Origin of the sequence: Comamonas sp. A7-5 (genome assembly GCF_039581385.1) — a bacterium.
GTDB classification, from domain to species: Bacteria; Pseudomonadota; Gammaproteobacteria; order Burkholderiales; family Burkholderiaceae_C; genus Comamonas; species Comamonas thiooxydans.
Map to the genome: position 1 here is coordinate 38,936 of NZ_JBCPWO010000015.1, position 23,315 is coordinate 62,250.

Sequence of the window (23,315 nt, forward strand, 5' to 3'; positions counted from 1 at the left end):
ACGAGAGGACAACTTCGATGACAACTCTGGGCAAACGCGCTCTGATCAAGATGATCGGCCTGACGGCTGTTTCCATGGCTGTGCTGACCGCTTGCGGCAAGAAGGAAGAAGCACCAGCGGCTCCTGCCGCCGCACCTGCGGCTGCTCCTGCTGCCGACAAGCTCAAGATCGGCTTCATGTATGTGAGCCCCATCGGCGACGGCGGCTGGACCTACCAGCACGAGCTGGGCCGCAAGGCCATCCAGGAGAAGTTCGGCGACAAGATCGAGACCTCCATGGTCGAGAGCGTGCCAGAGTCTGCCGACGCCGAGCGCGTGATGCGCGACATGATCGGTCAGGGCAACAAGCTGGTCTTCGCCACCAGCTTCGGCTATCAGGACTTTGTGCAGAAAGTCGCCGCCGACGTCAAGGATGTGAAGTTCGAGCACGCCACCGGCTACAAGACGGCCGACAACGCAGCCGTGTACGACACCAAGACCTTTGAAGGTGCTTATCTGGCTGGCATCGTGGCGGGTGCCATGACCAAGACCAAGACCGTGGGCGTGGTGGCTTCGGTGCCAATCCCCGAAGTGGTGCGCAACATCAACAGCTTTGTGCTGGGCGCCCAGAGCATCGACCCCTCCATCAAGGCCAAGGTGGTCTGGGTGAACGAGTGGTTCGCTCCTCCCAAGGAATCCGAAGCCGCCAACAGCCTGATCAACGGCGGCGTGGATGTGATGTACCAGAACACCAATTCTCCAGCCGTGCTGAAGACGGCCGAGGAGCGCGGTGCCCGTGCCTTCGGCAAGGACGGCGACATGAGCGGCTTCGCGCCCAAGGCCCACCTGGGCTCGGCCGTGATCGACTGGACTCCTTACTACAGCAAGGTGGTGGAAGACACGCTGGCAGGCAAGTGGCAGACCGGCAACTTCTGGTGGGGTGTGAAGGAAGGCGCCATCGACCTGAAGAAGATCGCTGACGACGTGCCCCAGGAAATCAAGGACAAGGTTGAGAAGGCTCGCGCCGGCCTGAAGGACGGCTCCTTCGCCGTCTGGACCGGTCCCATCAAGGACAACACCGGCAAGGAACTGCTGGAAGCCGGCAAGGTTGCCGATGACGCCTGGCTGCGCAGCATCAACTTCTATGTGAACGGTATCGAGGGCAAGGTGCCCGGTGCCAAATAAGCACTGTTTGCGGGGCGCCTGAGCTGCGTCCGATCAAAGGCCCCTAGGGGGCCTTTCTTTTTGCGCTGTCGTTTTCAGGATACCTATCTGCAATTTGGCGCAGTTTATGCATATATTGCCCAAGGTGTAACCGGTATCCATGGGCTTGCGCTCCTGTCGGTTTCAAACCTCACTCTTTGTTCCAAGGAAACTTTAATGACTGATTTGCACAAGCGTTCATTGATCAAGGTCGCCGCACTGACGGCTATTGCCTCGGCCGCTCTCGTGGGCTGCGGCAAGAAGGAAGAAGCAGCTGCGCCGGCAGCAGCCCCCGCTGCCGCTCCTGCGGCCGCTGCTCCCGAACCTCTGAAGATTGCTTTTGCTTATGTCGGCCCGGTGGGCGACGGTGGTTGGTCCTTTGCCCATGACCAGGCCCGCAAAGCCCTGGAAAAAGAGTTCGGTGACAAGATCAAGACCAGCTATGTGGAGAGCGTGCCCGAAGGTGCCGATGCCGAGCGCGTGCTGCGCGACATGGCCTCGCAGGGCAACAAGCTGGTGTTCGGCACCACCTTCGGCTATATGGACGTGATCCAGAAGCTGGCCCCCGAATTCGCCGACGTGAAGTGGGAACACGCCACCGGCTACAAGACCGCCGCCAATGTCAGCACCTATGACAGCCGCACTTACGAAGGTGCCTATCTGGCCGGCATCATTGCCGGTGGCATGACCAAGTCCAACACCCTGGGCGTGGTGGGCTCGGTGCCTATTCCCGAAGTGATCCGCAATATCAACAGCTTCACCCTGGGCGCCCAGTCCGTGAATCCCAAGATCAAGACCAAGGTGGTCTGGGTCAACGAATGGTTCAGCCCTCCCAAGGAGACCGAAGCTGCGACCAGCCTGATCAACGGCGGCGCCGACATCCTGTTCCAGAACACCGATTCGCCGGCGGTGCTGAAGACGGCCGAGGAAAAGGGCAAGCGTGCCTTCGGCTGGGATTCGGACATGACGGCCTATGGTCCCAAGGCTCATCTGGGCTCGTCCATCATCAACTGGGCGCCTTACTACATCGACTCCACGCGCAGCGCGCTGGAAGGAAAGTGGAGCAGCCGCCAGACCTGGTGGGGCGTCAAGGAAGGCGTGATCGACATCGTTTCACTGGCTGACGACATTCCAGCCGACCTCAAGGCAAAGGTTGAGGACGTGAAAAAGGGACTGAAGGAAGGTACATTCACCATCTGGAAGGGCCCTATCACCGGCCAGGACGGCAAGGAACTGATCGCTGCCGACAAGGTTGCCGATGACGGTTTCCTCAAAGGCATCAATTTCTACGTCAAGGGCGTGGAAGGCAAAGTGCCCGGCGGCGACGCCAAGTAAGCACTGCTGATCAGGCATCGCGCCGCCTCGTCGCACCGATTGCGGCCGGTGGCGCATGTCTTCACGGCAGACCCCGGGTTTGCCGGGTAGTGTTGGCTGTTAGCAGTCGTCCAGACACGACTTGCAGCGACAGGGCCGCCGCAGAGCGGCCCTTTGTATTTCGATAATGACGAGTATCCCCATGACTGAACGTACCCTCTGGCATCCTGTTGCCCAATCCTCCGAGGTGGTGAGCGCGCCGTTTTCCGTGCTGCTGCTGGAACAGCCGCTGGTGCTGTGGCGCAATGCAGAGGGACTGGTTCAGTCCTTTGTGGACCGCTGCCCGCATCGCGGTGCACGCCTGTCCATGGGGCGCGTGGAGAACGGGCATCTGGAATGCCCCTATCACGGCTGGCAATTCTCCTCCGGTGGTCAATGCGTGAAAGTGCCCGCCGTACCCGATTTCACACCTCCGGCATCGCAGCGCGTACAGGCCTTCGAGGTGCAGGAGGCCTACGGACTGATCTGGGTGCGCCTGGAGTCTTCCGACAGCCAGCTGCCCGTGTTCGCAGCCGAGACGGACGAGCATCTGCGCAAGGTGAACTGCGGGCCCTACGACGTGGCGGCCAGTGCACCGCGCATCATCGAGAACTTCCTCGACATGTCCCACTTCGGCTTTGTGCACGAAGGCTGGCTGGGCAGCCGTGACGCCACGGCCATTGCCACCTACAAGGTCGAGACCACGCCCACCGGCGTGCTGGCAACAGGCTGCAAGGCCGTGCAACCCCAGTCCAATCTGCACTCCACCCAGGCGGCCGAGGTGGAGTACACCTACGAGGTGACCGCTGCCTATACCGCCGTACTGACCAAGATTCCCGAAGAGGGCAGCTCCAAACAGGGCTGGCGTGAGCAGATCGGCCTGTTCATCTGCCCTGTCACTCCCGAAACCAGCCGCGTCTGGTTCCGTCTGGCGGTCGCGGACTTCGAATCGACCGATGAGCAGTTGCAGACCTTCCAGCACACCATCTTTGTGCAGGACCAGCCTGTGCTGGAGTCGCAGCTGCCCAAGGCCCTGCCGCTGGATCCGCGCACAGAAATGCACTCGGCGGCCGATCGCATGTCATCGGCTTATCGCCGTTTCCTGAAGGCCCAGGAGATCGCCTTCGGAACCTGCTGAGACAGGCCCGGGAGGCTTTGCCGCCTGCCCCGGCCTGGCGTCCATGCGGCTCGCCGGGAGGCCGCGCCAAGGGCTTGTGGCCGCCAGGCCGAAGTCACAGACTCGTCGGGGCTGGCCATATGGCTTGAGCTGCGCCGGTTTGATAGGCTAGACATTGAATGGCGCGTAGCGCCAAGGAGAATAAAGATGAACACCGTGCCTGCCGTAGATGTTTCCCGTCTGCCACAGCTGCTGCGAGCCATGCCCAAGGCCGAGCTGCATATGCATATCGAGGGTTCGCTGGAGCCCGAACTGATTTTTGCGCTGGCGCAGCGCAACAAGGTGGCTCTGGCCTATGACAGCGTGGAAGCTCTGCGCGCGGCCTATGCCTTCACCGATCTGCAGAGCTTTCTGGACATCTATTACGCGGGTGCCAGCGTGCTGCTGCACGAGCAGGACTTCTACGACATGGCGCGTGCCTATCTGGATCGCGCCGTGGCCGACAATGTGGTGCACACGGAAATCTTCTTTGACCCGCAGACCCACACCGAGCGCGGCGTGGCCATGGAGACCGTCATCAACGGTCTTTACCGCGCCTGCCGCGATGCGCAGATCGAGCAGGGCATTTCCTCCTCGCTGATCCTGAGCTTTCTGCGCCATCTGAGCGAAGAAAGCGCCTTGCAGACGCTGGAGGCCGCGCTGCCGCTGCGTGACCGCTTCATCGGCGTGGGGCTGGACAGCAGCGAGCTGGGCAATCCGCCCGAAAAGTTCGCCCGCGTGTTTGCGCGCTGCAAGCAGCTGGGCCTGCACCTGGTGGCCCACGCCGGGGAGGAGGGGCCGCCTGCCTATATCTGGGGTGCTCTTGATGTGCTGAACGTGGAGCGCATCGACCATGGCGTGCAGTCAGAGCAGGATGCGCTGCTGATGCAGAGGCTGATCAAGGAGCAGATTCCGCTGACGGTCTGCCCTTTGTCCAATCTCAAGCTCTGCGTGATCAAGGACCTGGCCGATCACAATTTGCCGCGCCTGCTGGCGGCCGGGCTCAAGGTCATGATCAACTCGGACGACCCTGCCTATTTCGGCGGCTATGTCAACGAAAACTACACCCAGCTATTTGCTGCCACGGGCATGGGCGCGCCCGAGGCCTACCAGCTGGCGCGCAACAGCCTGGAAGCGAGTTTTGCCGCTGAGGCGCAGAAGGCCGAGTGGATTGCAAAGCTGGATGCAATATTCGCGCAATTTGCGGCTTAAAAATAGGAGCTTCCAGCGCTTGCTATATGTGGATTTCAGATGGTTTTTTATCTGAATTCAATGAATATCAAGTGCTGGCAGCTCTTTTTTTATCAGTGGCTTGCTTCAGGAAAACTGGGCCTTGATGCGCTCAGCCAACTCTCCCAGTGCCGCAAAGCCCGGCTCCTCGCGCTTCCAGACCACGGACAGGCCATCGCCCTCGAAACGCGGCAGCACATGCAGATGAAAGTGGAACACCGTCTGCCCCGCTGGCGCGCCATTGGCCTGGAAAATGTTGATGCCATCTGGATCGAAAGCATTGTTCACCGCAGCCGCCACGCGCTGGGCCGTCTGCATCACGGCGCCGGCTTCCTCGGGCGTCAGCTCCAGCAGATTGACGGCATGGCGCTTGCTGGCTACCAGCACATGGCCTCGTGTGGCCTGGCCGATGTCCATGAAGGCGATGGTCAGATCGTCCTCATAGACCTTGGCCGATGGAATCTCCCCTTTGACGAGCTTGCAGAAAATGCACTCGCCAGGGGGTGAGTGGTCTACAAACATGGGCATGACGCTCTCCTTTTTTATGGTTCAAGCGTTCTATCTTAGAGGCTGAGCGGTTTCAGGCCCGCGTCGCGCGCAGGCAGCCTGGGGTGATCTCGGCCATGGATGTCGCGCCCAGCATGGCCATATTGCGGTCAACCTCGTCACGCAGCAAGGTGATGGCGTGATGAACGCCCTGCGCACCCCCAACTGCGGCGGCGTACATGAAGGGGCGGCCCAGAAACACCATGCGCGCGCCCAGGGCCACGGCCTTGAGCACATCGCTGCCGCGGCGAATGCCGCTGTCCATCATCACGACCGTGCGGTGGCCCACGCGGTCCACCACATAGGGCAGCATCTGCAGCGGCGCGACCACGCCGTCGAGCTGGCGGCCGCCATGGTTGGAGACCACGATGCCTTGCGCACCGATATCGGTGGCCATCACGGCATCGTCTTCGTTGAGGATACCTTTGATGACCAGGTTGCCCTTCCAGCGCTGGCGAATGCGTTCGATGTTCTTCCAGTTCAGGTGGTCACGGCCCGAGGTGTCGCGGATGGCCGTGCCCGACAGCAAAGGCGCGCCGCGCGTGGCAAACGAATTCTCGAAGTGCGGCATGCCGTGGTTGATCAGCGTGCGCAGCATGGTGCCCACCATCCAGCGCGGGCGGGTGATGCCGTCATAGGCCAGGCGCAGCGAGGGGCGCAGCGGCATGGAGAAACCGGTGCGCACATTGTTTTCGCGATTGGCCCAGACGGGGATGTCCACGGTGATGACCAGGGTGCCGAAGCCGGCGGCCTCGATGCGCTCGATCAGGCCGTCGATGCGCGTGGTGTCGCCGGGCAGATAGGCCTGGAACCAGGTCGACGGTGCGGCCTTGGCTACATCTTCCATGGGGATCAGCGAGGTGCCGCTCATGATGGCGGGAATGCGGTTGGCAGCCGCCGTCTGTGCCAGCACCAGATCGCCACGGTAGGCATTGATGGCGCTGATGCCCACGGGGGCTACGCCGAATGGCGAGTCCCAGGTCTGGCCGAACAGCTCGACCTTCTGGTTGCGCTGCGACACATCCACCATGACCCTGGAGCTGAAGCCGTATTGCTGGAAGCTGTCACGGTTGGCCTGCAGCGAGACGCAGTCTTCAGCCGCGCCGGAGACATAGCCAAACAAGGGACGGGGCAGGTGCTTGCGTGCGGCGGCCTCGAAGTCATGCAGCGACAGAATGTTCTGCAGATGACGGGGAAGCCCTGCGCGTTGGCCGTAGGCGGCTTGCGCTTTGGGGGCGGAGGCTGCGTTTGCAGCAGGGGCTTGTGACGATGCCATGGTAGGGCGCCTCGGGAGCGAAATTCAGGGGTTTAACTGGCTGCGCCCCCGCACACTTGCGGTGCACGGGGGCGTGACAGAAACATCAGGTGTTCAAGGTTTACTGAGCGAATGTACCGCGCTGACGCATCAGCTCGCGGTGCAGTTGCTCGTTACGCTCGAACGGTGCGCGGCCATGCACATAGAAGTAGTTGTTCAGAACCACCAGGTCGCCAGCGGGCAGGCTGACGGTGCGGGTGCCGGGCGAATTTTCCATCGATTCGGACAGGCTCTGCAGATATTCGGCTTCTGCGTCGTTGGCGGGCTGCACGAACTGGTCGATAAAGGAGATCGACAGGCCGAACTCGCCGTGGAAGAACACGGGGCGTTCCACGCGCTCGTTCACGTTCTTGGAGCCCGGGGCCTTGTACAGCAGGGGCTTGGCGCCCAGCGGGTCCTGTACGAAGCAGTCCAGTTCGCTCCAGTCGTCCAGGTGCAGAAAGCGCGACTCGCCGCCCACGGCGTTCTGCTCGTCGAACTTCATCATCAGCAGCCAGTCGGTGGCTTCGGTCACGAAGGTGCCGTCGGTGTGCATGGTGAACAGACGATAGGCCTGGCGCAGATAGGAGTCGCTGGCGTCGGTGTGCTTGACCAGGAAACGTGCGTAGTACTTGTTGGACATGGAGTCGTGGTTGGCCGGGCCCAGGATATGGCCGATGGCGGTGCCGAACTTCACGTAGTCGTCGCTATCCTGGCTCACGCCTTCCAGACCCAGCACAAAGCCGCCATGCTTGCGGTCCTTGATGATGTTCACCAGGGTCTCGCCAAAGTCGGCACCCATGTGGGCCTTCAGGCGGCGTGCCAGATGAAAGCGCATGAAAGGCACGTACTCGAGGTTCTGCACGTCGATATCGCGCACATCGGCCAGGAAGGCGTTCAGGGCTTCGGTGTTCAGGGTCAGCTTCAGCAGGCGGGGATGCTCGGGGTGAGCGGCGATCTCGTAGGCGGCAGGCTGAATCAGTTGCTGGGGGGTAGTAGCGTTCATGGTGGGCGGGTACTTCAATCAGGAATGGTGTGATTGAACACTTCTTGTTTGATACGATCTACGGGGTTAAATGCATTTTTTGATAAGAATTTCAGATTAAATCCATGCTCAGCTACCGCCAACTCGAGCACTTCGTCACCGTGGCCCAGGAGCTGCATTTCTCTCGTGCCGCCGACAAGCTGGGCGTGGCCCAGTCCGCCGTCAGCGTGCAGGTGCAGCAACTGGAGCAGCAGCTGGGCGTGCGCCTGTTGCAGCGCAACAAGCGCAAGCCCATCACGCTGACTGATGCGGGCGAGCTGCTTTATGACGAAGCCGTGGCCGTGCTGCGCCATATGGAGCGGGCCCAGCAGATCGGGCAGCTGGCGGCCCAGGGCATGAGCGGTCATGTCAAGCTGGGCTATATCTCCTCGTCCGTGACCTCGGGTGTGCTGGCGCGCATGCTCACGCAGTTCCGCCCCGGCCATGAGCAGGTGCACATGCAGGTGCTGGCCATGGAGACGCCGCGCCAGCTGCAGGCGCTGCAGCAGGGCGAGATCGATGCCGGTCTGCTGCGGCCGCGCCGTCGCTACCCCGAGGGCGTCAAGGCGGTCATCGTGCACAGCGAGCCCTTCATGGTGGCGCTGGCCGAGAACCACCCGCTGGCACGCCATGAATCCATCAGCGTGGCCGATCTGCGCGGCCAGACCTTTATTGCGCCGCAGTTCATCAACGAAAGCGAAGGCTTTGCCGAGGTGCTGGCGCGGCTGGCCGAGACGGCCGGGTTTTCGGCTCGCGAGGCCTATCGCGTCAACGACTTCGTCACGGCAACCAGCCTGGCGGCCGCGGGCTATGGCATTGTGGTGCTGCCCGAGTCGAACCGCCTGCTCAATCAGCCGGGCGTGGCCTTCAGGCCGCTGCGCGACTTCAAGGAAAACGTGCACATGGCACTGGCCTACCGCGAACGGGAGAACTCACCCGCGGTGCGCGCCTTTCTGGCCGTGGCCAGAAGCTGCGCCGCCTAGTTACGCGGCTGCGGGCAGGGCGGTGTTGCAGCGCCGGGTTTTGGGTGTTTAACTACCTAAAGTAATAGCTGCTATCGCTTGCTGATATTGGTTTATGGATATAAATTGCATTGAAATCAATGCATGAAAAGCGCAACAAGCTTTGTTATTGATAGCGCAAGTCCTGGCCTGCGCGCAGCCGTATAGCCTCTATAAGCGCTGCCGTGTTCCGCAGGCAAGATTGGGCGCGTAAGCTCTGGTCCATGAAAATCTATCGTAGTGCCCTGCTGCGCTTCGCCGATGACGGCCAAGCGGTTTATGACTCCGACGCCTTGCTGGCGATTGCTCCCGATGCCGCGGGTGTGCAGCGCGTGGTGGCTGCGGGCAGCTGGCAGGCGCTGGCCGACCAGTACCTTGAGCGCGAAGGGGTGCAAGTCATTCACCTGCCCGGCAAGCTGCTGGCACCGGGCTTTGTCGACCTGCATATCCACTACCCGCAGACTGATGTGATCGGCGCGCCGGCCCCGGGCCTGCTGCCCTGGCTGGAGAACTACACCTTCCCGCACGAGTCGCGTTTCCATGATCGCGAATATGCCGATGGCGTGGCCGATTTCTTCATGAACGAGCTGCTGCGCAACGGCGTGACCACGGCGCTGGCCTTTGCGACTTCGCATCCGGCATCGGTGGACGCCATCATGACGGCAGCGCAAAAGCGCAGCATGCGCATGATTGCCGGCAAGGTGCTGCAGGACCGCAACAGCCCCGATGGCGTGCGCGACGACACCGAGCAAAGCCTGATCGACACCGAAACCCTGATCCAGCGCTGGCATGGCGTGGACCGCCTGGGCTATGCGATCACGCCGCGCTTTGCGCCCACCAGCACGCCCGAGCAGCTGCGCGGTGCGGGCGAGCTGGCAGCCCGGTATGGCGATGTCTGGATCCAGTCCCATGTGGCCGAGAACCTCGACGAGATTGCCTGGGTCAAGGAGCTGTTCCCCGCCGCGCGCAGCTATCTGGCCGTCTACGACGACTTCGGCCTGATGCGCGAGCGCGCCGTCTATGCGCACAGCATCTGGCTCGATGAAACCGACCGCCAGCTCATGCATGACACGCGCTCGGCTGCGGCCATCAGCCCGACCAGCAACCAGTTTCTGGCCAGCGGCTATTTCGACTACCTCAAGGCCGACAAGGCGGGCATGCTCTACGGGCTGGCCAGCGATGTGGGCGGCGGCATGAGCTTCTCGCCGTTTCGCACCATGCAGGCCGCCTATGTGGTGGGGCGCGAGAGCCATGCCAAGCAGGGCCAGAGCCTGTCGCCGCAAAACCTGTGGTGGCAGCACACGGCAGGCGCTGCGCGTGCGCTGGGCCTGCAGGGCGTGATCGGCAATCTGCAGCCCGGCTGCGAGGCCGACCTGGTCGTCATCAACCCTGGCTGCACGCCACTGCTGGCGCGCAAGACGGCCCAGGCGCGCAATCTGGACGAGCTGCTGTTTGCCATGATCATCCTCGGAGATGACCGCCTGATTGAGCAAACCATTGTTTCTCAAGCAAAATAGCGGTCTTGCGCTTGATTTGTGAGCGCACAACGCTATGAAAAATCAAGCGATACAGGATTTCTAATGAGCATCAAGAGCGACAAATGGATCCGTCAGATGGCGGAGCAGCACGGCATGATCGAGCCTTTCGAGCCTGGCCAGGTGCGCCAGGTCGACGGCAAGAAGATCATCAGCTACGGCACCTCGAGCTATGGTTACGACATCCGCTGCGCCCGCGAATTCAAGGTCTTCACGAATATCCACAGCACGGTGGTGGACCCCAAGAATTTTGACGAGAAGAGCTTTGTCGACTTCGAGGGTGACTATTGCATCATCCCGCCCAACAGCTTTGCACTGGCCCGCACGGTGGAGTACTTCCGCATCCCGCGCGACGTGCTGACCGTCTGCCTGGGCAAGAGCACTTATGCGCGCTGCGGCATCATCGTCAACGTGACGCCCTTCGAGCCCGAGTGGGAGGGCTATGTGACGCTGGAGTTCTCCAACACCACGCCGCTGCCGGCCAAGATCTATGCGGGCGAAGGCTGCGCCCAGGTGCTGTTCTTCCAGGGCGACGAGCAATGCGAAGTCAGCTACAAGGACCGCAACGGCAAGTACCAGGGCCAGCATGGCGTGACCCTGCCCAAGGCCTGAGGCCTGTTGCTTCGCCAAAAAAGCCCGCTGCGGATACAGCGGGCTTTTGCTTTCCAGGGAGGCTGCTGGGCGGGATCAGGCGGCTGCCGCTTCGAGGGCCGGCCAGTCCAGATTGCAGTGCGCGCCCACGCTGGCATGGCGCTGCAGCGCCGCGTCCACCATCAGGCTGCACAGCGCCAGCTGGTTGCGCAGTGCAGGGTCGGCACCGCGCCATTGGGCACGCCACAGCACCAGTTGCTTGGCCGCCGCAATCAGGCTGTGGTTGCTGCGCACAATGCCCACGTTGTGCAGCATGAGTTGCTGCAGCAATTGGCGCATCTCCTGCTGGCTTTCAGCGCTCAGGCTCTTGCCGGGTTTGCGCTGCCTGCCAGGAATGGCCGCGGGCTTGTGCAAGGGCTGCTCGGCCATGCGCAGCGCGGCAGACCTGCCCATGACCACGCACTCCAGCAAGGAGTTGCTGGCCAGACGGTTGGCGCCATGCAGGCCGGTGCGGGCCACCTCGCCAATCGCCCATAGCCCGGCCACGGCAGTGCGGCCGTCCACATGGGCCTGTACACCGCCGCAGGCATAGTGGGCACAGGGCGCAACGGGGATGGGCTGGGTGGCAATGTCTATGCCGTACGCAGCACACAGTGCCATGACGCCGGGGAAATGCTGCTCCAGCCAGTCGCGGCTGCGGTGTGTGATGTCCAGCAGCACATGAGGCAGCTGGTGGGCACGCATCTCGCGGTCGATGGCGCGGGCCACGATGTCGCGTGGCGCCAGTTCAGCGCGTGGGTCGTGACGCAGCATGAAGCGCTCGCCGGGCTGGCCTTGTCGGTCCGGCAGGCAAAGCAAGGCTCCTTCGCCGCGCAGCGCTTCCGAGACCAGGCCCACGGACCGGCCGCCCACCTGCAAGGCCGTGGGGTGGAACTGCATGAATTCCAGGTCACGCACGACACAGCCCGCGCGCCAGGCCATGGCAATGCCGTCGCCGGTCGCCGTGGCCGGGTTGGTGGTGCTGGGGTAGATCTGGCCCATGCCGCCCGTGGCCAGCACGGTATGGCTGGCCAGCATAGGCTGCTGCTGGCCATCGGCATTGCGCACGTTGGCACCCACGCAGCGCTGCTGCACGTCCAGCAGCAGTTCCATGGCGGTGCAATGCTGCAGCAAGGTGATGTGCTTCAGATGCCGGCAGGCTTGTAGCAGGGTCTGGTGCACGGCCTGCCCGGTGCGGTCGGCCGCATGCACAATGCGCCGGGCGCTGTGACCGCCTTCGCGCGTCAGGTGCAGGCTGCCGTCTGCATCGGTGCTGAAGGGCACACCCAGGGCCTGCAGCCAGGCGATAGCCTGGGGGCCTTGCTCCAGGATGCGGCGCACGGCGCCTTCGTCGCAGAGGCCGGCGCCGGCGATCAGCGTGTCCTGAACATGGGCTTCCAGGCTGTCGACGGGGGCCAGCACAGCGGCAACGCCGCCTTGGGCCCAGGCGCTGGCGCATTCGTCGGCACTGCTTTTGCTGAGCACGGTGATGCGCAGTGTGTTGGGCAGGCTGAGTGCCAGCGTCAGGCCGGCAAGTCCAGAGCCGATGATGAGTACATCGCTGCAAGTCTGAGATTGGGGCATGGTGCTTGTCCTCTCTCAGGCCGGACCGAAGTTCTGGAACAGGGCTGCATCGCGTTCCAGCTCGCCACTGGCGCGTACCGGCTGGCGCTGGGCAGCGGCAAAATCCAGCATGCGCTGTATGGGCTTGCGGGCGGCCAGGCCCAGCGTCGCATCAAGCTCGATGGCACCGCTGCCTTGCAGCAGGGTCCGCTCCACGCCCGGCAGGCTGTTCATGGCCATCCAGGGGCAGAAGGCGCAGCTTTTGCAACTGCCGCCCGTGCCCGCCGTCGGGGCAGGCAGAAAGCGCTTGCCCGGATAGCGCTGGCGCATGTCGTGAAGAATGCCCTGGTCGGTGGCGACGATAAAGGTGTCGGTGGGCAGCCTGCCCACGGCGGCGATCAGCTGGGTGGTGGAGCCCACCACATCGGCCAGCGCAGTGACGGCGGCCGGCGATTCGGGGTGAACCAGAATCGCGGCCTCGGGGTGGGCATTGGCCAGGGCCTGCAGCTCGTCGGCCTTGAATTCGTCATGGACCACGCAACTGCCCTGCCACAGCAGCATGTCGGCACCGGTCTGTTGCTGGATGTGGCTGCCCAGATGGCGGTCGGGTGCCCAGAGGATTTTCTCGCCGCGCGCGTGCAGGGCGGCTACGATGTCCTGTCCTACCGACGAGGTGACCACCCAGTCGGCCCGGGCTTTGACGGCAGCGCTGGTGTTGGCATAGACGACCACGGTGCGGTCGGGGTGGGCGTCGCAGAAGCGGCTGAACTCGTCGGCCGGGCAGCCCAGGTCCAGAGAGCAGGTGGCATCGCCGTCGGGCATGAGCACGGTCTTCTCGGGGCTGAGGATTTTTGCGGTCTCGCCCATGAAGCGCACGCCGGCCACGATCAAGGTCTTGGCGGGATGGTTGGCACCAAAGCGCGCCATCTCCAGCGAGTCGCCCACGCAGCCGCCGGTATCGCGCGCCAGATCCTGCAGCGCACCGTCCACATAGTAGTGGGCGACCATGACGGCATTGCGTTCCTTGAGAAGAGCCTTGATGCGCTGCGCCGTCTCGCGCTGCTGCTGGCGGTCTTGCTGCGGCAGCACCCTGGCCCAGGCCTGGCCTGTGCTGCACTGGCTGCTGCTGCCCGGTGCGGGCTGGTCGAATTCCACGGTTCTGATCGTCATCATCTCCATCCTGAGTTGCGCTGTTAAATATTTATACTCAATCTGAGTATTATTAAAACCGCTTTTTTTGAATTTGTCACCAGGGAGACAAATTAGGCTGGATGGCGTTGCTTTTCAGCGCAGTCAGTGCTCGGGAAGACAATCCAGAGCATGGATGGATCGCTTATTCAGCAATGACTTGATGCTTCTGAAAAATGAGCAAGTGGAGGATGTTCAGGCGGGTTGCCTGAGCAGGTGCTGGCGCAGGGCCAGGCGGGTGGCGGCCAGATCCCAGCCGCCCCAGCCGCAGGATTTGAAGAGTACAGGCTTCGTGGAGCGCGACCAGTCCTGATACACCACGGCGGCCAGCGTGGGCAGGGTGTCGACCTCGATGCCGGCCTGCAGCAGGTCGCCGGCCTCGTGCGCAGCATCGGCGGTGTCGACGACGATCTGGCCCTGGTGCAGAAAGCGCCGGCACAACTCGGGATCCAGCTCCACCATTTGCGGCGTGAAGGCGCCGACAGCGCAGACAAAGGCATCGGGTCTTGCCGCCTCATGCAGCACCACGGCCTGCGCGGGCGTGCAGGTCACAATCAGCGGGCAGTGCCGGGCGGCTTCCTCCAGGTCGTCGGTGATGCGCGCATGCAGACCCAGGTCGCGGGCCTGGTCTGCAAGCCGCTGCGCGCTGCTGGCACTGCGCGAGTGAATCCAGACCTCCTGCGTGCCAAGGCCCTGAGCAAAAGCCTGCATATGGGCGCTGCCCTGCACGCCGGCGCCGACGATGAGCAGGGCGCCTTGAGGCCTGGGGGCCAGGCGGCGCGCTGCCAGCAGCGATGCGGCTGCGGTGCGTCTGGCCGTGACGGTGGGGCCGTCCAGAATCAGTTGACGCACTCCGGTCGCTGCATCAAAAACCACGATATCGCCCTGAATGGTAGGTCTGCCCATCCGGGCATTGCCTGGCGTGAAACTGATGAGCTTGGTCATGACCACCTGGCCATCGGTGGCCGGCATGCAGAACAGGCAATTGCCCGCAGCCGTCGGCATGACGATGCGTGGCGGAACCGAGACACTGCAACTGTTTTGCAGCTGGCGCAAAAGTGCTTCGATCTCATCGGCCAGGGCGGACCATGGCAGCAGTGCGGCAGTGGCGCGGGCGTCCAGAGACGCTGTCGAGGGCTGGGTCTGGGCATTCATGGGCAGTCGTATGAGGGCAGCGGACAAGCTTCTGAGCTTACAGAATTGCAAGCCCGGCCCGGTGTTGACCGACAGAATCTCGCTGCACGAACGCTTCTGGCGAAGGCTGCCAGCGCGCACAATAGCCACTGTCTTATCCATCGATTCTGTCGTACACATGTTTGGCTTTTCTCCCCGCTCCGGGCAACGCAAGGACCCTACCTGGACACAAGCGCCTTCCAGCCGTGGTCATGTCGAGCCTGTCTGGCGGGATGGCGGCTCGGCTGCAAGCTATGAGCCGACCCAGCAGCAGGCGGCAGCACCGCGCAAATCCTCTTCGGCCAAGCTCTGGGTATCGGCGGCCCTGGCGGTGGTGGGCCTGCTGGCAGTGGCCTTTCTGTTTCTGAGCATGGTCGATGTGGTGGAGGAACAGGTAGCCCGCAACCAGCCTCAGTCCATGCCTGGCGCGCCGGGCGTGCCCTTGATCTCCACGCCTGCCGGCCGCTGAACACCAGGCCAAACGTCAACAATGCTGCGCTGCAGCTTGACTGAGGTGGCAAAAGCACAGCTTGATACCTGCATTCGGAGCCGCAGCCCTTAATATCGCCACCCGGCGCAGGCCGCGTGCAACACAGCTAAGGAGTAAGCACCATGAGATGGGAAGGTAACCGCGAGTCGGACAACGTCGAGGATCGCCGTGGAGACGGTGGTGGTGGTGGCGGTGGTTTTCCCATTGGTGGTCGCAGCATCGGCATCGGCACCGTGGTGCTGGCGCTGATTGGCTGGGGCGTGTTCGGCATCAACCCACTGACCACGATTGGCGTTCTCTCCGGAGGGGGCTCGCCCCAGGTGCAGCAGGCTCCGGCGCATCGCCCGGCTGGCGATGACCAGGGGGCCAAGTTTGTCTCCACGGTGCTGGCTTCAACCGAGGATGTCTGGACCCAGATCTTCCGTGAAGGCGGTGCTCAGTATCAGAACCCCAAGCTGGTGCTGTTCACTGGCGTGACGCGCACGGCCTGCGGCACGGGGCAGTCGGCCATGGGGCCGTTTTACTGCCCGGGTGACTACAAGGTCTATCTGGACATGGACTTCTTCAACACCATGAGCCGTCAGCTTGGTGCTCCCGGTGAGTTCGCGCGCGCTTATGTGGTTGCCCATGAAGTGGGCCATCATGTGCAGAACCTGCTCGGCATCTCGGGCAAGGTGGACAGCATGCGTGGCCGTGTCAGCGAACGCGAGCAAAATGCCATGTCCGTGCGCCTGGAGCTGCAGGCCGACTGCCTGGCCGGCATCTGGGCCAACAAGTCGCAGCAGGCCAAGAGCTGGCTGGAGCAGGGCGATATCGAGTCGGCGATGAATGCCGCACAGCAGATCGGCGACGACAAGCTGCAGCGCGAAGCCACGGGCACGGTGCGTCCCGACAGCTTTACCCATGGCTCCAGCGCCCAGCGTGTGCGCTGGTTCACCCAGGGCTACAAGAGCGGCAGCGTCAAGGCCTGCGATACCTTCGCAGCTCAGTCGCTTTGAGCCACAAGCTGGCCTGAACCAGGCGTGTGCACTGTCACACGCCTTTGTTTTTGGGGCGGCAGAATGTGAAAATCCGGGTTATCCCGATAGATTGCACGGGATATTGGCAAGGCTTTTTACGCGTGAAAACAGAGGGGGCGAAGGCTTTTCATCTGCAGAAAATCACAAAGCCAACGCGAAAAACCCACTCGGTGCGACAATAACGCCCTCAATGACAAGCTCTTTCTCCAATCTTCACTTGGCTGAGCCCCTGGCACGCGCAGTGGCCGACATGGGCTATGAGTCCATGACTCCGATTCAGGCGCAGGCCATTCCGGTGGTATTGACCGGCAAGGACGTCATGGGCGCAGCCCAGACCGGCACAGGCAAGACGGCGGCTTTCTCCCTGCCCCTGCTGCAGCGCCTGATGCGCCATGAAAACGCCTCGGCATCGCCTGCCCGCCATCCGGTGCGTGCCCTGGTGCTGCTGCCCACGCGTGAGCTGGCCGACCAGGTGGCACAACAGATTGCCCTGTACGCCAAGCACACCAAGCTGCGCAGCACCGTGGTGTTTGGTGGCATGGATATGAAGCCCCAGACCATCGAGCTGAAAAAAGGCGTCGAGGTGCTGGTGGCCACGCCCGGTCGTCTGCTGGACCACATCGAGGCCAAGAATGTGGTGCTCAATCAGGTGGAGTATGTGGTGCTGGACGAGGCCGACCGCATGCTGGATATCGGCTTTCTGCCCGATTTGCAGCGCATCCTCTCCTATCTGCCCAAGAGTCGCACCACGCTGCTGTTCTCGGCCACGTTCTCGCCCGAGATCAAGCGTCTGGCCGGCAGCTATCTGCAGGATCCGGTGACCATCGAGGTGGCTCGTCCCAACGAGACTGCATCCACCGTGGAGCAGCGCTTCTACAAGGTCACGGATGACGACAAGCGTTATGCGATTCGTTCCGTGCTCAAGGAGCGCGACATTCGCCAGGCCTTCATCTTCTCCAACAGCAAGCTGGGTTGTGCGCGTCTGACGCGTGCCCTGGAGCGTGACGGTCTGCGTGCCGCCGCACTGCATGGAGACAAGAGCCAGGACGAGCGCCTGAAGGCGCTGGAAGCCTTCAAAGCCGGCGAGGTGGATCTGCTGGTCTGTACCGATGTGGCCGCGCGAGGTCTGGACATCAAGGATGTGCCCGCAGTCTTCAACTACGACGTGCCTTTCAATGCGGAAGACTATGTGCACCGCATCGGCCGTACCGGCCGAGCCGGCGCATCGGGCCTGGCAGTGACTCTGGTGACCGATCATGACAGCCGCAATGTGGCCGACATCGAAAAGCTCACCAAGAAGAAGATCGAAGTCGAGCCCGCGCCCATGCTGGATTTCCGTCCGGCACGCCGCAGCCGCAGCGACGAGGAGTATCGTCCGCGTCGCGAGCGCGAATTCGATGCAGCATCGCGTGGCGGTCATGCGCATCGTCCATCGCGCATGGCCCAGCGTCCTGTCAATCTGGATCCGTTCTTTGACAAGCCCTATGAGGCCAGCAGCGTCAGCGAGACCGCATCCTGGGACAGCAAGCATGCAGCCCCGGTCAAGAGCACAAGCATCAAGCCCAAGCGCAAGATTGCCGCTTTGTTCAAGGCTCCCGTCGTGGCTTCCTGAACACGGGGTCATCGCGCCACAAGAAACGCCTGCGGATGCAGGCGTTTCTTTTTTTGAAGCTTCAGCCCTTGCTGCCAGGCACCTGAGCCTGCGGACACTGCAGCTGTATCAGCTCTCGTTCGTCCATGCGCTCCCCGATTCTCATCATGCTGAGGCAGCCGCCCCAGACGCAACCGGTGTCCATGGCCATCAGATCGGGCCGGTTGACATGGCCCAGCGTGGACCAATGCCCAACAGCCATGGGTGTATCGGCAGTGAGCCGGCCCGGCACATCGAACCAGGGCATCAGTCCTTCGGGTGCGTGATCGGCGGATTCCGCGCTCTCAAAATCCATGACGCCGCCGGCACTGCAAAAACGCAGACGGGTAAAGGCGTTGACGATGCAGCGCAGTCTGTCATCGCCTTGCAGGTCGGCGGACCAGCGATCGGGCTGGTTGCCGTACATATTCTGCAAAAAACGCGCATGGTCGGCATGCTGAAGCACGGCCTGAACTTCGGTGCTCAAGGCCACGGCATCCTGCACATTCCATTGAGGAAGCACGCCGGCATGCACCATGAGAAGGTTCTCACCCAGCGCATTGGTGTGCAGGCGAGCCAGAGGCTGCTGGCGCAGCCAGTGCAGCAGGGCATCGCAATCGGGTGCGCTCAGAACCTGGGCCAGAGTGTCGCGCTTGCTTTGACGGCGAAGACCCCGGGCTGCGGCCAGCAGGTGCAGGTCGTGATTGCCGAGCAGAGGGCGAATGGCATCGCCGCCCTGCATGCAGCGGCGCAATACCTCGGCGGATTTGGGGCCGCGATTGACAAGGTCGCCGAGCACGTAAAGTGTGTCCCGACTTGCGGAAAAATCCACGGTTTGCAATAAGCGCTCGAAAGCGTCATCGCAGCCCTGGATGTCCCCGATACAGTAAAGTGCCATGGTCTTCTTTCTGGTGGACGAGTCAGGGATTTTCTGCTGTTTGCATTGCTGACACTGCTTAACGGGGTGTTTGTAATGTCGAAACTGGCATTGGCCTTCCGATTGCAGGGCAGGATTGCCAGCTTTGGCAAAGTTCGTGAGCAGGGACGCCCAAGCTGTGCTGGAGTTGCTTGAGAGTCCACGCAGTTTCTGTCTTTCGTGCAGCTTGGAATTACCTCCATCGGACGCTCAACGGTATTGGGGTGGGGTTGCGATCAGCGATGGATTGGCCGTTTGGCTGATATCTCCGGGAATATCGGAAAAGAGAGCAACCATTTCGGCAACGACTATCGTCGTAACTGCTATTACATTTATAACGATTATCTTTGGAGAGCTGGCTCAAAAGCGTATCGGGCAGCCCTATTCAGAGCTGGTTTCGGCATGGCAAGGCGCTCCATGGCCTGGGTTGCATCTATCGCAAAGTCCTTTGTGCGTTTGTTGTCATTTTCAACGCATGTCATATTGACTTTGCTGCGGATTAGTGAGTTCGCCTGTGCAGCAATGACCGAGGAAGAAATCGCAACTGGTTTGGAGCAGGGGCGTCAGCCAGGTTTGATGGAGGTGCATGAACATCAGGCGGCGTAAGCGTATTTCATTTAGACGATATTTATTTGACGTATTCAATGTTATTTACGCCGATATGTGTTGTCTTGGTGGCGAAATGGCGATGCGTCAGGTTCTGCAGGCCTGTGCCTGGCTGTTGCCCGGATGGAGAGCTGGGAAGACATCCTGGTTACTGCATGCCGAAGCCAGCTGGATGAGATGCAAGGCATCATCGGCGTGCCCAATAGGTCGGTAGTCGCTGAGAAATCACAAGACTTGCAAGGAGAGCAGGCGCTGGCTTTGAAATTTTTGCCTGAGACTTGATGTGAGATGAGGCTGCTGGATCAACTGCGTGCCAATGCAGGGAGCGGGGTGTTTGTCGTCGAGGAATATGGGGCGGAGCAGGGCATCACGACACCGCATGGTTGGCTCTAAGTCAGTGCCAGAGAGCTTTGCTCCTTGGAGGAGGCTGAGGTCTGGGCAACTCGCAGAGAAGACGGATTCTGACTGCTCAAGGTGCTGGTGCCTATTCAGAATTGAAGGCCAGGCTGACTATTTGAGTATTGCCAGGCGAAGGCTGGGGGCGCCATAAAACGCCGGCCGGGTTATTCCCTGCCACAGCAGCCATTTGCCCGGTCTGGAGTGGTTTGGATGAAAGCGTATCGACAAGATATTGGCAGCTCCGGAGGCTGAATAGCTATTTATTAACACGTAGTTGCATTTTATAAATATTCTGAATTGTGGTTTTTGCTTACTCGGAAAATTATGAATTTGAAATTCCGGCATTTATAATGAATCCACTTTAATCAACCAAGAAGCGCAAATCATGAGCACTTACAAGGAACTCCTGAAGCAGAGAGAAGAGCTGGAACAGCAAATCAACGAAGCCCGTTCGCGTGAACTGGCCGAAGCCGTGAGCAAGGTTCGCGGCCTGATTGCCGAGTACGGCTTGACTGCTGAAGATGTTTTCCCTCCCGCTCGCGCGCGCTCTTCCGCCAATGCTGGCGCCAAGGTGGCTCCCAAGTATCGTGATCCTGCAACGGGTCAGACCTGGACCGGCCGCGGCAAGCCACCAAAGTGGATTGCAGACCAGGATCGCGAAAAGTTCGCCATTTGATCTGCTTTTGCGCACGTTGAAAGAGCCCGCCTTGGCGGGCTTTTTTCATGGCTGCAAGGTTTGCGGCAGCGCAAACAAGAGTTCTCTTCGATGCTGGTGACTAAGCGGCACAATAAGAGTCCATGAACAAGCAGGTGTTGATTGCGGGGGGCGGTATTGGCGGTCTGGCAGCAGCCATTGCGGCGGTGCGGGCTGACTGGGATGTGCGCCTGTTCGAGCGCGCAGCGCAGTTTTCCGAAGTCGGAGCCGGTATTCAGCTGGGACCCAATGTGGTGCGCTGTCTTCAGGCATGGGGGCTGCAGCGATCGTTGCAGCAGGTCGTGGCCTGTCCTTTGTCCTTGCGAGCCTGCAGTGCCGTGACGGGGCAAGAGCTGGGGCGATTGCCCCTGGGCGCAGATATGGTGCAGCGCTATGGAGCCAGCTACCTCACCATTCATCGCGCCGACCTGCACCAGATTCTGCTGGAGGCCTTGCAGGCTCTGCCAGAGGCTCACCTCAACCTCGACCAGTTCGTCAGCAGCTATAGCCAGCAGGACGGCGTGGTCACCATTCGCACCAGTACCGGCAAGCTCATCGAGGGCGATGCCCTGATCGGCGCTGATGGCGTGCGCAGTGCAGTGCGTGCACAGATGCTGGGTGATGGCCCGCCGCGTGTGACCGGGCACCTGGCTTACCGTGCCCTGGTGCATCAGGCCAATCTGCCCAAGCGCTTGCGCACCAGCGAGGTCACGGCCTGGCTGGGGCCGCAATTGCACGCCATTCAGTATCCCGTGCGCCGGGGCGAGCTGCAGAATCTGGTGGTCATTGTGCAGGGGCCGGCCCCCGAGGATCTGGACAGCTGGGATCACTCGGCCAATCTGCCCGATCTGCTCCAGCATCTTCAGGGCGCATGCGCTTACCTGCAGGATCTGGTTCAACATGTTCCCGATGTGGGCGGCGAATGGCGTTTGTGGCCGGTGGCCGACCGGCAGCCGGTGTCCTCAGAGACCCAGATGGCGCAAGGCCTTGTGGCCCTGCTGGGCGATGCGGCCCATCCCATGCGCCCCTATCTGGCTCAGGGTGCGGGCATGGCCATCGAAGATGCGGCCGAGCTGCAAAGTGCTTTGTCCATGCATGATCTGGATGTCAGTCTGCGGCTGCGCCGCTATGCGCTGAATCGCTGGCAGCGCAATGCCAGGGTGCAGGAGCGCTCGCTGCGAAATGGCCGGATCTTCCATGCGACAGGGCCTATGCGCTGGGGGCGCGATCTGTCGTTGCGCGCCCTGGGCGGGCGCATCATGGATGTGCCCTGGCTCTATGAGGGCGCGCTCTAGCAACAGGTTGTCATAACCAGAATGGTTTTCGCGCCGCTGCCTGCCTGGCAGATAGACAGCTTCAATTGCTGGCCTTGTGCAGCAGCGGCGAAGGTTTGATGAGCTGGTAAGCCAGCACACCGCTGCCCAGCATGGCGGCAATCATCAGCATCACAGCCTGATAGATGTCGGCATTCTGGCGTTCCGCAATGCCTGCGACCAGCCCGGACAGCCACTGCATGAGCGCGGCTCCGAGAAACATGGCCATGGTGAAGATGGACAGTGCGCGTCCAGTCGTGGCCGGTGGGTAGGAGGAGCGCACATCTGCATAGATCAGCGTGCCGTAGCCCGACAGCACGCTCATGACCAGCAGCAGCAGCACGCTGCCGACAGATTGGTGGAGCAGGGCCAGTGCTACAAAAACGGTTGCCATGAGCAGCGCAAAGCGTGCAATGCGCTGGCGACGCCTGGCCGGACCGGGGTCCAGCCGTCCGAACATGGAAGGCACAAACAGCGAAATGACGGAGCAGGCCAGGGCCACATTGCCGGTCGTGACCAATGAAAACTGGTAGCGATCCATCAGCATGGGACTGAGCCAGAGGCCGCGCACGGTGAGAAACGAGGCATAGCTGACCATGCCCAGCAGCACAATGCCCCAGGTATGGGGCAGCAGCAGCAGGCTGCCAAAACCCTGCAGCGCCTGCATGAAGCCGGGCTTGGGCTGGGAGTCCCCAGGAAGCGCGGGCTCGTGCACCTTGAAGAAAATCAGCAGCCAGGACAGCGCACTCAGCATCGCCAGCAGCGCAAAGCCGGCGCGCCAACCCATGTGCTGCACCAGCCAGGCCATGGGCGTGCCGGTAAACAGCAGGCCCAGCCCGCCCAGGCCAAGGCCTATGCCCGAGAGGTAGGCAAATTTATCGGCCGGAAAGTGGCGCGCGATGAACATGGTGCTGGCCAGAAAGGCGGGCGAGCAGCCCACGCCGATCAGCAGCTGACCCAGCATCAGCCAGGAATAGCTGGGTGCGAGTGCGGACAGCGCGGCGCCTGCAATCGACAGCGGAAAGGCCAGCAGCACGGTGCGGCGCAGCCCATAGATATCCATGCCTATGCCCATGAGCAGCTGGGCCACGCCGAAGGACAGCGCAAACAGCCCGGCAAACGATCCCAGCGACTGCGCGGACAGGCCGAAGTCCGTGCGCAGACCGTCGGCGATGATGGAGGTGACGGTTCTGAAGGCCTGGCTCAGAGCAAAGCCAGTGAGCAGGCAGACCAGCATGGCCCAGGCGGAAGAGTCGGGCTTGGGGCTGGCGTTCGGCGCAGCCTCGGCGGCGCTGTGATCGGAGGGCATGGGCAGTTTGTTGCGATGTTAGGTTTTGCACGGAGCCTAAAGAATTCAGGCTGCCCGCGCTGTCA

At 61.9% G+C, this 23,315-nt stretch carries 21 protein-coding genes; 13 read left to right on the forward strand and 8 right to left on the reverse strand.

Annotated elements, in window-relative coordinates:
* The first annotated feature begins 17 nt into the window (after positions 1-17).
* From AAIL67_RS20215 to AAIL67_RS20230, 4 genes are all read left to right on the forward strand, one after another.
* On the forward strand, positions 18-1,163 hold the full coding sequence (locus AAIL67_RS20215; RefSeq protein WP_003067155.1) for a BMP family ABC transporter substrate-binding protein: 1,146 nt from the start codon (positions 18-20) through the stop codon (positions 1,161-1,163).
* A 195-nt stretch (positions 1,164-1,358) separates the two neighbouring features.
* A complete protein-coding gene (locus AAIL67_RS20220) occupies positions 1,359-2,516 on the forward strand; it encodes a BMP family ABC transporter substrate-binding protein (RefSeq protein ID WP_003067156.1) in 1,158 nt (385 codons plus the stop codon).
* 181 nt (positions 2,517-2,697) lie between these two features.
* Complete coding sequence (locus AAIL67_RS20225; RefSeq protein WP_343484682.1) at positions 2,698-3,672, forward strand: aromatic ring-hydroxylating dioxygenase subunit alpha; 975 nt, start codon at positions 2,698-2,700, stop codon at positions 3,670-3,672.
* 186 nt (positions 3,673-3,858) lie between these two features.
* Positions 3,859-4,902 (forward strand): adenosine deaminase, encoded by a 1,044-nt coding sequence (locus AAIL67_RS20230; protein ID WP_343484683.1) that lies wholly within the window; start codon positions 3,859-3,861, stop codon positions 4,900-4,902.
* A gap of 105 nt (positions 4,903-5,007) precedes the next feature.
* Here AAIL67_RS20230 and AAIL67_RS20235 read toward each other — a convergent pair whose 3' ends face one another.
* The 3 genes from AAIL67_RS20235 to glaH all read right to left on the reverse strand — a co-directional run bounded on the left by AAIL67_RS20235 (position 5,008) and on the right by glaH (position 7,766).
* Complete coding sequence (locus AAIL67_RS20235) at positions 5,008-5,448, reverse strand: HIT family protein (protein ID WP_343484684.1); 441 nt, start codon at positions 5,446-5,448, stop codon at positions 5,008-5,010.
* Between the two features lie 52 nt (positions 5,449-5,500).
* A complete protein-coding gene (locus tag AAIL67_RS20240; RefSeq protein WP_343484685.1) occupies positions 5,501-6,742 on the reverse strand; it encodes an alpha-hydroxy acid oxidase in 1,242 nt (413 codons plus the stop codon).
* Between the two features lie 100 nt (positions 6,743-6,842).
* Positions 6,843-7,766, reverse strand: a complete 924-nt coding sequence (gene glaH / locus AAIL67_RS20245) for a glutarate dioxygenase GlaH (RefSeq protein ID WP_343484686.1) — start codon at positions 7,764-7,766, stop codon at positions 6,843-6,845.
* A 104-nt stretch (positions 7,767-7,870) separates the two neighbouring features.
* On the opposite strand from glaH, the gene AAIL67_RS20250 reads away from it, so the two are divergent.
* The 3 genes from AAIL67_RS20250 to dcd all read left to right on the forward strand — a co-directional run bounded on the left by AAIL67_RS20250 (position 7,871) and on the right by dcd (position 10,932).
* Positions 7,871-8,767, forward strand: a complete 897-nt coding sequence (locus AAIL67_RS20250; protein ID WP_012839484.1) for a LysR family transcriptional regulator — start codon at positions 7,871-7,873, stop codon at positions 8,765-8,767.
* Positions 8,768-9,009: 242 nt separating this feature from the next.
* Positions 9,010-10,302, forward strand: coding sequence for a guanine deaminase (gene guaD / locus AAIL67_RS20255; protein ID WP_253233358.1), 1,293 nt, complete (start codon positions 9,010-9,012; stop codon positions 10,300-10,302).
* 63 nt (positions 10,303-10,365) lie between these two features.
* Entirely contained in the window at positions 10,366-10,932 is a 567-nt protein-coding gene (dcd, locus tag AAIL67_RS20260) for a dCTP deaminase (RefSeq protein WP_003052512.1), read from the forward strand.
* Positions 10,933-11,007: 75 nt separating this feature from the next.
* Here the strand turns inward: dcd and nadB are convergent, their stop codons facing one another.
* From nadB to AAIL67_RS20275, 3 genes are all read right to left on the reverse strand, one after another.
* Positions 11,008-12,534, reverse strand: coding sequence for an L-aspartate oxidase (nadB, locus tag AAIL67_RS20265; RefSeq protein WP_343484689.1), 1,527 nt, complete (start codon positions 12,532-12,534; stop codon positions 11,008-11,010).
* Between the two features lie 15 nt (positions 12,535-12,549).
* Complete coding sequence (nadA, locus tag AAIL67_RS20270; protein WP_343484691.1) at positions 12,550-13,683, reverse strand: quinolinate synthase NadA; 1,134 nt, start codon at positions 13,681-13,683, stop codon at positions 12,550-12,552.
* Positions 13,684-13,896: 213 nt separating this feature from the next.
* Positions 13,897-14,856 carry a delta(1)-pyrroline-2-carboxylate reductase family protein gene (locus AAIL67_RS20275; RefSeq protein WP_343484693.1) on the reverse strand — a complete coding sequence of 320 codons (960 nt, stop codon included), beginning with the start codon at positions 14,854-14,856 and terminating at the stop codon, positions 13,897-13,899.
* A gap of 157 nt (positions 14,857-15,013) precedes the next feature.
* Here AAIL67_RS20275 and AAIL67_RS20280 point away from each other — a divergent pair, with 157 nt between their 5' ends.
* The 3 genes from AAIL67_RS20280 to AAIL67_RS20290 all read left to right on the forward strand — a co-directional run bounded on the left by AAIL67_RS20280 (position 15,014) and on the right by AAIL67_RS20290 (position 17,995).
* Positions 15,014-15,343, forward strand: a complete 330-nt coding sequence (locus AAIL67_RS20280; RefSeq protein ID WP_034380505.1) for a hypothetical protein — start codon at positions 15,014-15,016, stop codon at positions 15,341-15,343.
* 143 nt (positions 15,344-15,486) lie between these two features.
* Positions 15,487-16,362 carry a neutral zinc metallopeptidase gene (locus AAIL67_RS20285; RefSeq protein ID WP_034353614.1) on the forward strand — a complete coding sequence of 292 codons (876 nt, stop codon included), beginning with the start codon at positions 15,487-15,489 and terminating at the stop codon, positions 16,360-16,362.
* Positions 16,363-16,573: 211 nt separating this feature from the next.
* The gene (locus tag AAIL67_RS20290; RefSeq protein WP_034353612.1) at positions 16,574-17,995 is read left to right on the forward strand and encodes a DEAD/DEAH box helicase; all 1,422 of its coding nucleotides are present in this window, start codon (positions 16,574-16,576) and stop codon (positions 17,993-17,995) included.
* Positions 17,996-18,056: 61 nt separating this feature from the next.
* On the opposite strand, the gene AAIL67_RS20295 is transcribed toward AAIL67_RS20290, so the two are convergent.
* Positions 18,057-18,911: a symmetrical bis(5'-nucleosyl)-tetraphosphatase gene (locus tag AAIL67_RS20295; protein WP_343484694.1), complete on the reverse strand. Its 855-nt coding sequence runs from the start codon at positions 18,909-18,911 to the stop codon at positions 18,057-18,059.
* A gap of 273 nt (positions 18,912-19,184) precedes the next feature.
* Here AAIL67_RS20295 and AAIL67_RS20300 point away from each other — a divergent pair, with 273 nt between their 5' ends.
* The 3 genes from AAIL67_RS20300 to AAIL67_RS20310 all read left to right on the forward strand — a co-directional run bounded on the left by AAIL67_RS20300 (position 19,185) and on the right by AAIL67_RS20310 (position 21,923).
* Positions 19,185-19,535, forward strand: coding sequence for a hypothetical protein (locus tag AAIL67_RS20300; protein WP_224648649.1), 351 nt, complete (start codon positions 19,185-19,187; stop codon positions 19,533-19,535).
* Positions 19,536-20,319: 784 nt separating this feature from the next.
* Positions 20,320-20,610 carry an H-NS histone family protein gene (locus AAIL67_RS20305; RefSeq protein ID WP_003052529.1) on the forward strand — a complete coding sequence of 97 codons (291 nt, stop codon included), beginning with the start codon at positions 20,320-20,322 and terminating at the stop codon, positions 20,608-20,610.
* Positions 20,611-20,732: 122 nt separating this feature from the next.
* Entirely contained in the window at positions 20,733-21,923 is a 1,191-nt protein-coding gene (locus tag AAIL67_RS20310; protein WP_343484697.1) for an FAD-dependent monooxygenase, read from the forward strand.
* Between the two features lie 61 nt (positions 21,924-21,984).
* On the opposite strand, the gene AAIL67_RS20315 is transcribed toward AAIL67_RS20310, so the two are convergent.
* Entirely contained in the window at positions 21,985-23,250 is a 1,266-nt protein-coding gene (locus tag AAIL67_RS20315; RefSeq protein ID WP_343484699.1) for an MFS transporter, read from the reverse strand.
* Between the last annotated feature and the right edge of the window lie 65 nt (positions 23,251-23,315).

What these genes read in the sequence shown, in the direction of transcription:
- AAIL67_RS20230 (WP_343484683.1), top strand. Translation starts at nt 3,859, where the DNA reads ATGAACACCGTGCCTGCCGTAGATGTTTCCCGTCTGCCACAGCTGCTG.
- AAIL67_RS20305 (WP_003052529.1), top strand. Translation starts at nt 20,320, where the DNA reads ATGAGCACTTACAAGGAACTCCTGAAGCAGAGAGAAGAGCTGGAACAG.
- AAIL67_RS20315 (WP_343484699.1), bottom strand. Translation starts at nt 23,250, where the DNA reads ATGCCCTCCGATCACAGCGCCGCCGAGGCTGCGCCGAACGCCAGCCCC.
- AAIL67_RS20310 (WP_343484697.1), top strand. Translation starts at nt 20,733, where the DNA reads ATGAACAAGCAGGTGTTGATTGCGGGGGGCGGTATTGGCGGTCTGGCA.
- AAIL67_RS20295 (WP_343484694.1), bottom strand. Translation starts at nt 18,911, where the DNA reads ATGGCACTTTACTGTATCGGGGACATCCAGGGCTGCGATGACGCTTTC.
- dcd (WP_003052512.1), top strand. Translation starts at nt 10,366, where the DNA reads ATGAGCATCAAGAGCGACAAATGGATCCGTCAGATGGCGGAGCAGCAC.
- AAIL67_RS20225 (WP_343484682.1), top strand. Translation starts at nt 2,698, where the DNA reads ATGACTGAACGTACCCTCTGGCATCCTGTTGCCCAATCCTCCGAGGTG.
- AAIL67_RS20220 (WP_003067156.1), top strand. Translation starts at nt 1,359, where the DNA reads ATGACTGATTTGCACAAGCGTTCATTGATCAAGGTCGCCGCACTGACG.
- glaH (WP_343484686.1), bottom strand. Translation starts at nt 7,766, where the DNA reads ATGAACGCTACTACCCCCCAGCAACTGATTCAGCCTGCCGCCTACGAG.
- AAIL67_RS20275 (WP_343484693.1), bottom strand. Translation starts at nt 14,856, where the DNA reads ATGAATGCCCAGACCCAGCCCTCGACAGCGTCTCTGGACGCCCGCGCC.
- AAIL67_RS20235 (WP_343484684.1), bottom strand. Translation starts at nt 5,448, where the DNA reads ATGCCCATGTTTGTAGACCACTCACCCCCTGGCGAGTGCATTTTCTGC.
- guaD (WP_253233358.1), top strand. Translation starts at nt 9,010, where the DNA reads ATGAAAATCTATCGTAGTGCCCTGCTGCGCTTCGCCGATGACGGCCAA.
- AAIL67_RS20280 (WP_034380505.1), top strand. Translation starts at nt 15,014, where the DNA reads ATGTTTGGCTTTTCTCCCCGCTCCGGGCAACGCAAGGACCCTACCTGG.
- AAIL67_RS20215 (WP_003067155.1), top strand. Translation starts at nt 18, where the DNA reads ATGACAACTCTGGGCAAACGCGCTCTGATCAAGATGATCGGCCTGACG.
- AAIL67_RS20285 (WP_034353614.1), top strand. Translation starts at nt 15,487, where the DNA reads ATGAGATGGGAAGGTAACCGCGAGTCGGACAACGTCGAGGATCGCCGT.
- nadB (WP_343484689.1), bottom strand. Translation starts at nt 12,534, where the DNA reads ATGCCCCAATCTCAGACTTGCAGCGATGTACTCATCATCGGCTCTGGA.
- nadA (WP_343484691.1), bottom strand. Translation starts at nt 13,683, where the DNA reads ATGACGATCAGAACCGTGGAATTCGACCAGCCCGCACCGGGCAGCAGC.
- AAIL67_RS20250 (WP_012839484.1), top strand. Translation starts at nt 7,871, where the DNA reads ATGCTCAGCTACCGCCAACTCGAGCACTTCGTCACCGTGGCCCAGGAG.
- AAIL67_RS20240 (WP_343484685.1), bottom strand. Translation starts at nt 6,742, where the DNA reads ATGGCATCGTCACAAGCCCCTGCTGCAAACGCAGCCTCCGCCCCCAAA.
- AAIL67_RS20290 (WP_034353612.1), top strand. Translation starts at nt 16,574, where the DNA reads ATGACAAGCTCTTTCTCCAATCTTCACTTGGCTGAGCCCCTGGCACGC.